This is a genomic window from Microbacterium umsixpiens (assembly GCF_053543675.1).
Genome location: NZ_JBLVOH010000241.1, coordinates 1 through 3,922, shown reverse-complemented (window position 1 = coordinate 3,922; position 3,922 = coordinate 1). Strand labels below are relative to the sequence as shown.

General features: G+C 69.9%; 3 protein-coding genes. 2 read left to right on the top strand and 1 reads right to left on the bottom strand.

Annotation, left to right across the window (positions count from 1 at the left end; genetic code table 11):
• Positions 1-137: 137 nt before the first annotated feature.
• Complete coding sequence (locus ACNPM4_RS20110; RefSeq protein ID WP_448986948.1) at positions 138-1,184, bottom strand: YihY/virulence factor BrkB family protein; 1,047 nt, start codon at positions 1,182-1,184, stop codon at positions 138-140.
• Positions 1,185-1,332: 148 nt separating this feature from the next.
• On the opposite strand from ACNPM4_RS20110, the gene lysA reads away from it, so the two are divergent.
• Positions 1,333-2,751 (top strand): diaminopimelate decarboxylase, encoded by a 1,419-nt coding sequence (lysA, locus tag ACNPM4_RS20105; RefSeq protein ID WP_448986947.1) that lies wholly within the window; start codon positions 1,333-1,335, stop codon positions 2,749-2,751.
• Positions 2,752-2,772: 21 nt separating this feature from the next.
• On the top strand, positions 2,773-3,922 hold a 1,150-nt coding region (locus ACNPM4_RS20100), incomplete at its 3' end, for a homoserine dehydrogenase (protein ID WP_448986946.1).

Below are 3,922 nucleotides of genomic sequence, written 5' to 3'. Positions count from 1 at the left end.
GCCGGTCTCCGCGACCGGCCGCCACTCCAGCGCTGACACCGTGGCGTGGGGGAGTTCGATGACTGTGCGGTGCGCGTCCATGTCGTCCTCTCGTTGTGACCAGAATAGCTGATCTGGTCACAACGAAGACGCGCGGGCTAGGCCGACTTCTCGGCGGACGCGGCCTCCTGCGCGGCGCGCAGTTCCGCGGTGGCGACCTTAACGTCGACCTCGGCGCGCTGCAGGCGTCGTTGGACGAAGGTCGTCGCTGCGAAGCGGGCGTGCACGCGATCGGACTTCTCCTCTTCGGCCGTCACGATGTACGCGCACGCGAACAGCATCACCTGCGCCGAGAAGTTCAACCAGATCAGCAGCGCGAGCAGCGAGGCGAAGGAGGCGAGAAGCGGGTTGCTCGTCGCGCCTCCCACGAACAGTCCAGACAGCTCCTGCAGGACCAGCAGTCCCACGGCGCCGAGCAGCGCTCCCGACCAGAGAGACCGCTTCGACGGTCGCACCCCGGAGAGGAGGAGGAACACGCCGATGATGATCGCCGTGTCGAGAGCGAACACGACGACGAGGGAGAGCAGGCGCACGGTCCAGGCCACCACCGGCGCATCCGCGGGTAGCCCGAGGAAGTCAGCGATCCACGACACACCCAGCTGTCCGACGAAGGTGACGGCGGCAGAGACGATGAACGCCAGGCCGATGCCGATGGCCAGTGCGAGGTTGCGGAGGATCACCCAGATCCAGAGGATGTCGTCCTGCAGCGTGCCCGCGAGAACCCGCACGGCCGTGCGGAGCGAGCCGATGGCACCGAGTGCCGCGCCGACGAGAGCGATGAGCGAGATGATCCCGGCGAGCGACAGGGACGCGGGAGCCTGGAGGTCCTTCGTCTTGATCACACCGTCCTCGCCGATGAGCCCGGGCACGGCCGACTGCACGGCGTCGATGATCGCCTGCCATGCCACCGGGTTCCCGGCGAGCCACAGAGCCGCGATCGAGAAGCCCAGAAGCACCCCCGCGAACACGCTGAACAGCGCGCGATAGGTGACGCTGTCGGCGAGCATCGGTCCCCGGCGCTCGGTGTACAACAGCGCCGCGCGTACCGGCCGGCGCGCGAGAGCCCACGCGATGACCGGTCCGGTGATGCGGGGGATCAGCCCCGGACGCGCGGAGGAGTCTTTCGTCGTTTCAGTGTTCGCCACGCCCCCACCCTAGGAGGCGGAGACGGGCTGTTGCAGGGGCTTGACGCGGCGCGTCACCATGACCAGGGAGACGCGGCCGGTGCCCTAGAATCGGGTCAACCTCGATGTGTGCGACCCCGCCCGAGATACTTCCCACGATTGGTGATCAGTGCTTCTCCCTGCCGATTCGCTCGCTCCGGAATGGCTCGCCGTGCCCGATGACGCCAATGACCTCGCCGACGGCGTCTGGCCGGCATCCGCGGTGCGTGATGCCGACGGCGTGCTCGACATCGCCGGCGTCAGCGCCACCACCCTCGCCCGCACCTACGGCACGCCGCTGCAGGTGCTCGACGAAGACGAGGTGCGCGGGCGCGCACGGCGGTTCCGACTCGCATTCGATCGCGCCGCCGCCGCCAACTCCACCACCGCGCAGGTGTACTACGCGGGCAAGGCGTTCCTGTGCACGACGATCGCACGCTGGATGGTCGACGAGGGGCTGCGCGTCGACGTCTGCACGGGGGGAGAGCTGGCCGTCGCCCTCGCCGCCGGCGTCGCGCCGGCTTCGCTCGGTTTCCACGGCAACAACAAGTCGGTCGCCGAGCTCGAGCGTGCCGTCGAGGGCGGCGTCGGGACGATCATCGTCGACAGCGCCATCGAGATCGAACGGCTCGCAGCGATCACGGCGCGCACCGGTGCGACCCAGCGCGTGTTGGTCCGCGTGATCAGCGGCGTGCACGCCGAGACCCACGACTTCCTCGCTACGGCCCACGAGGACCAGAAGTTCGGTTTCCCGCTCCCGGAGGCAGAGAAGGCGGTCGCGCGCATCCGCGAGATCCCCGGTCTGGTGTTCGCCGGGCTGCACTGTCACATCGGTTCGCAGATCTTCGGCGTCGCCGGCTTCCGCGAGTCCGCGTCCCGCGTGCTCGACCTGCACGCCACTCTGCTCGAAGGCGGTCCGGTCCCGCAGCTCAACCTCGGCGGCGGCTTCGGCATCGCCTACACGCGCGTCGACGACCCGACCCCGATCGAGGAACTCGCCGATGCGATCGTCGCCTCGGTCGCGGAGGGGTGCGCCGCACGCGGCATCCCCGTTCCCGCCCTGTCGTTCGAGCCCGGCCGTGCCATCGTCGGCACCGCGGGCGTCACCCTCTACGAGGTCGGCACCACCAAGGACGTGACCGTGGCGACGGGCGCCGTGCGCCGGTACGTGAGCGTCGACGGCGGCATGAGCGACAACGCGCGTCCTGCGCTGTACGGCGCCCAGTACTCGGCGCGCCTCGCTTCGCGCGCGGGGTCCGGTGAGCCTCGCCTCAGTCGGGTCGTCGGCAAGCACTGCGAATCCGGCGACATCGTGGTCGACCACGAGTACCTGCCAGACGATCTGGTGCCGGGGGATCTGCTCGCCGTGCCGGCCACCGGCGCATACTGCGTCCCGTTGGCGAGCAACTACAACCACGTACCGCGTCCGCCGGTGATCGCCGTGCGCGACGGACACTCGACGGTCATCGTCCGCGGCGAGACCGTCGACGACGTGCTGGCCCGCGACGCGGGCATCGACGGGGCGAAAGCCCCCGAGGGAGACCAATGACCCACCTCCGAAGGAGCAACCATGACTGAATACCGACGACTTCGTGTGGCACTGCTGGGTGCCGGAGCGGTCGGCTCGCAGGTCGCGGCGCTCCTGCTGCGCCACGGTGACGAGCTGGCCGACCGTGCCGGTGCGGAACTGGAGCTCGCCGGCATCGCCGTGCGCGACGTGGACGCTCCGCGTGACGTCGACCTGCCCAAGGAGCTCTTCACCACCGACGCCGAGTCGCTGATCCTGGGCGCCGACATCGTGATCGAGCTGATCGGCGGCATCGAGCCGGCGCGCACCAGCATCCTGCAGGCGATCGGCTCCGGCGCCGACGTCGTCACGGCCAACAAGGCCCTGCTCGCCACGCACGGCCCCGAGCTGTTCGAGGCCGCCGACCGTGTGGGCGCGTCCGTCTACTACGAGGCCGCAGCCGCCGGAGCGATCCCGATCATCCGCCCGCTGCGCGACTCGCTCGCCGGTGACCGGGTGGTGCGCATCATGGGCATCGTGAACGGCACCACGAACTACATCCTGGACCGGATGGACTCCGAGGGTGCCGACTTCGCCGACGTGCTCGCCGACGCCCAGCGCCTGGGCTACGCCGAGGCCGACCCGACCGCTGATGTCGAGGGCTACGACGCTGCGCAGAAGGCCGCCATCCTCGCGAGCCTCGCGTTCCACACCGCCGTGCCGCTCGAGGCCGTCTACCGTGAGGGCATCACCTCGATCACGCCGTCCATGATCGAGGAGGCCCGCGCGGCGGGCTTCGTCATCAAGCTGCTCGCGGTGTGCGAGCGCATCGAGGCCAACGGCGCCGAGTCGATCTCGGTGCGCGTCTACCCGGCGCTCGTGCCGAACTCGCACCCCCTCGCATCCGTGCACGGCGCCAACAACGCCGTCTTCGTCGAGGCCGAGGCCGCCGGCTCACTGATGTTCTACGGCGCAGGAGCGGGTGGCGTCCAGACGGCCTCCGCCGTGCTGGGTGACGTCGTCTCCGCCGCCCGCCGTCACATCGCCGGCGGCGTCGGGGTCGGCGAGTCGACCAGGGCCAACCTTCCGGTCGTCCCGATCGGACACGTGACCACCCGTTACCAGATCACCCTCGAGGTCGCGGATGCGCCGGGCGTGCTCGCCACGGTCGCCGGAATCCTCAGCGACGGTGGAGTCTCGGTCGCGGCGGTCG